A 3587-nucleotide genomic window follows, 5' to 3' on the forward strand; every position below is an offset into this window, starting at 1 on the left:
GACTTAGGGAAACCATGGTAATCAAGCGGAGCAGAGTATGCGCCTTTTTCTAGAGCGTACTCATGACAGATTTTGTTTAACTCTTCTGTCGTCACACCAACTTTGATGTGTGGTTCGATCATTTCTAGAATCTCTGCGGCTAGCTTGCCCGCAATGCGCATGCGTTCTATTTCTTCAGCAGTTTTAATCTTGATTGACATTGGCTTTCTCTACTTATTCCTAAGCACGTAAACGTGCGAATGGCCGCATTCTATCAGACATCGGGGCGTTAACCCAAGTTAGATAGGAATATGCATCATTCTTAATTCGATCATATGTTTAAAGTTTTGCTTATAAATAGGAGAAAGTGGCTCGGTGAAGAAATAATTTTTACTAGCCACAGTGAGCTAAAATATGGTATAAAGCGCGCCGGAATAGAGGACTGTTCTCTTCGTTTAGCAAAGTTAAGCGGCGAAGCAAGCTTCATCCGAATAACCTTTTATCTTTAAATCACACACATTCCGTCACATATTCCGGGGTGCTGAGCAGAAGCTTGGTCGGAGTTATGGGGAATGTGGAGGCCTAACCCCATAGAGGATTTTAAAATGGCAACTGTATCAATGCGCGATATGCTAAAAGCTGGTGTTCACTTCGGTCACCAGACTCGTTACTGGAACCCAAAAATGAAGCCATTCATCTTTGGCGCTCGTAACAAAGTTCATATCATCAACCTAGAAAAAACTGTACCAATGTTCAACGACGCTCTAGCTGAACTAGCTAAAGTTGGCGAGAAGAAAGGTAAGGTTCTATTCGTAGGTACTAAGCGCGCTGCATCTGAAGCTGTTAAAGAAGCTGCAATCGCAAGCAACCAGTTTTACGTAAACAACCGCTGGTTAGGCGGTATGCTTACAAACTACAAAACAGTTCGTCAGTCTATCAAGCGTCTAAAAGAACTAGAGACTCAATCTCAAGACGGTACTTTTGACAAACTAACTAAGAAAGAAGCTCTAATGCGTACTCGCGAAATGGAGAAGCTAGAGAAATCTCTTGGTGGTATCAAAGACATGGGCGGCCTACCAGACGCTCTATTCGTAATCGACGCTGATCACGAACACATTGCAATTAAAGAAGCTAACAACCTAGGTATTCCAGTATACGCTGTGGTAGATACTAACTCTAACCCAGACGGCGTTGACTACGTAATCCCAGGTAACGACGACGCGATCCGCGCTGTACAGCTATACCTGAACGCTGCTGCTTCAGCAGTATCTGAAGGTCGTAACAAAGACGTAGCTGCAGTTGCTGAAAAAGACGGTTTCGTAGAAGCTGAATAATAGCGGCTCTGTGTCACACTTGGTCTATGTGAAACCTTTGTGTAGCATAAACTAAGTTATAGTTAGCAATGGGGGCCGACAATGTTAGGCCCCTGTTTTTTACCTTATTTCGAATCAAACGAGGAAGACAGAATGGCAACTGTAACTGCTGCTCTAGTTAAAGAACTTCGCGAGCGTACTGGCGCTGGCATGATGGAATGTAAGAAAGCGCTTGTAGAAGCAAACGCTGACATCGAACTAGCAATTGAAAACATGCGTAAATCTGGCGCAGCGAAAGCAGCTAAGAAAGCTGGTAACGTTGCAGCTGAAGGCGCAATCATCATCAAAGAAGAAAACGGCGTTGCTGTTCTTCTTGAAGTTAACTGCCAAACTGACTTCGTTGCTAAAGACGGTAACTTCACTGCATTCGCAGAAGAAGTTGCAGCTGCAGCTCTAGCTTCAAAAGCTTCTGTTGAAGAACTACAAGCACAATTCGAAGACGCACGTGTAGCTCTAGTAGCTAAAATCGGTGAAAACATCACTATCCGTCGCGTAGAATACGTTCAAGGCACTGCAATCGCTTCTTACCGTCACGGTGAGAAAATCGGTGTTGTTGTTGCTGGTGAAGGCGACGCAGAAACTCTTAAGCACGTTGCAATGCACGTTGCTGCTTCTAAGCCAGAGTTCGTTAACCCAGAAGACGTACCAGCTGACGTAGTAGAAAAAGAGAAAGCGGTTCAAGTTGAAATCGCAATGAACGAAGGCAAGCCTGCTGAAATCGCTGAGAAGATGGTTGTTGGCCGCATGAAGAAATTCACTGGCGAGATCTCTCTAACAGGTCAAGCTTTCATCATGGAGCCTAAGAAAACTGTAGGCGAAATGCTGAAAGAAAAAGGCGCTTCAGTTTCTACGTTCGTTCGCCTAGAAGTAGGTGAAGGTATCGAGAAGAAAGAAGAAATGAGCTTCGCTGAAGAAGTTGCAGCAGCTCAAAAAGGTTAATCCTTAGAGACTGTATAAAGATTAGACCGTAGCCAAGGCTGCGGTCTTTTTATGAGCAGTGAACGATTAGCCGTGATGAATAGCCATAACTGAAGTTGTGTCTATTCATGACTGTTAATCAACAACTCTCTTTGGAAGGTAAACTCCATGACTACGAACCCTAAACCAGCGTATCAACGTATTCTATTAAAACTGAGTGGTGAAGCTCTTCAAGGTGAAGACGGTTTTGGTATTGATCCTGCGGTCCTTGATCGTATGGCACAAGAAGTTAAAGAACTGGTTGAACTGGGTGTTCAGGTTGGTGTAGTTATCGGTGGCGGTAACTTGTTCCGTGGTGCAGGCCTAGCTGAAGCTGGTATGAACCGCGTAGTTGGTGACCACATGGGTATGCTTGCTACAGTAATGAATGGCCTAGCGATGCGTGATGCTCTTCACCGTGCATACGTAAATGCGCGCGTTATGTCTGCAATCCCTCTAAAAGGCGTATGTGACGACTATAATTGGGCTGATGCGATCCGTGAGCTTCGCCAAGGCCGAGTTGTCATCTTCTCTGCTGGTACTGGTAACCCGTTCTTTACAACGGATTCTGCTGCTTGTTTACGTGGTATCGAAATTGAAGCGGATGTCGTACTAAAAGCGACGAAAGTTGATGGTGTATTTACTGCTGACCCTGTAGCAAACCCAGACGCAGAGCTGTATGATAAGCTATCTTATGCAGAAGTTCTGGATAAAGAGCTGAAAGTTATGGACTTGGCGGCGTTTACGCTAGCTCGTGACCACAAAATGCCAATCCGCGTATTTAATATGAACAAGCCAGGCGCACTACGTCGCGTGGTAATGGGCGAAGCAGAAGGCACGCTCATCAACGAATAAGCTTGGCTTAAGGTGCCACTCCAACGCGTTAGGGTGGTGCTTGCTTTGCTCAACCGTTTTAGGCTTTCTTCAGGAAAGATGACATTTTTAAGGTGAAACTGTGATTAACGAAATCAAAAAAGACGCGCAAGAGCGCATGGATAAAAGCGTTGAAGCGCTTAAGAACAACCTTTCTAAAATTCGTACAGGTCGTGCACACCCAAGCCTACTATCTGGTATTTCTGTAGAATACTACGGTGCAGCAACACCTCTAAACCAAGTAGCAAACGTTATTGCTGAAGATGCACGTACACTTGCAATCACGGTTTTTGATAAAGAGCTGACGCCGAAAGTAGAAAAAGCGATCATGACGTCTGACCTTGGTCTAAACCCTATGTCAGCTGGCACTATCATCCGCGTTCCACTTCCACCGCTAACGGAAGA

At 44.9% G+C, this 3587-nt stretch carries 5 protein-coding genes; 4 read left to right on the forward strand and 1 reads right to left on the reverse strand.

The genetic code is table 11. The features are described 5' to 3' along the window. Positions 1 to 200, reverse strand: a 200-nt coding sequence (locus IQR33_RS33460) for a M24 family metallopeptidase (RefSeq protein WP_416222684.1), incomplete at its 3' end; no start/stop codon positions are given. Positions 201 to 584: 384 nt separating this feature from the next. On the opposite strand from IQR33_RS33460, the gene rpsB reads away from it, so the two are divergent. The 4 genes from rpsB to IQR33_RS18395 all read left to right on the forward strand — a co-directional run. Further along, on the forward strand, positions 585 to 1313 hold the full coding sequence (rpsB, locus tag IQR33_RS18380) for a 30S ribosomal protein S2 (RefSeq protein ID WP_005380327.1): 729 nt from the start codon (positions 585 to 587) through the stop codon (positions 1311 to 1313). A gap of 132 nt (positions 1314 to 1445) precedes the next feature. Continuing rightward, complete coding sequence (gene tsf / locus IQR33_RS18385) at positions 1446 to 2291, forward strand: translation elongation factor Ts (RefSeq protein ID WP_005380328.1); 846 nt, start codon at positions 1446 to 1448, stop codon at positions 2289 to 2291. Positions 2292 to 2438: 147 nt separating this feature from the next. Then, positions 2439 to 3164 carry a UMP kinase gene (pyrH, locus tag IQR33_RS18390; RefSeq protein WP_005380329.1) on the forward strand — a complete coding sequence of 242 codons (726 nt, stop codon included), beginning with the start codon at positions 2439 to 2441 and terminating at the stop codon, positions 3162 to 3164. Between the two features lie 100 nt (positions 3165 to 3264). Beyond that, positions 3265 to 3587 (forward strand): ribosome-recycling factor (locus IQR33_RS18395; protein WP_193843912.1); only part of this gene is annotated, 323 nt, incomplete at its 3' end.

Source organism: Vibrio sp. OPT46, assembly GCF_015163535.1.
In the GTDB taxonomy this organism is placed as follows: domain Bacteria; phylum Pseudomonadota; class Gammaproteobacteria; order Enterobacterales; family Vibrionaceae; genus Vibrio; species Vibrio alginolyticus.

Coding starts and splice junctions, on each gene's coding strand:
- pyrH (WP_005380329.1), top strand. CDS start 2,439: ATGACTACGAACCCTAAACCAGCGTATCAACGTATTCTATTAAAACTG.
- rpsB (WP_005380327.1), top strand. CDS start 585: ATGGCAACTGTATCAATGCGCGATATGCTAAAAGCTGGTGTTCACTTC.
- tsf (WP_005380328.1), top strand. CDS start 1,446: ATGGCAACTGTAACTGCTGCTCTAGTTAAAGAACTTCGCGAGCGTACT.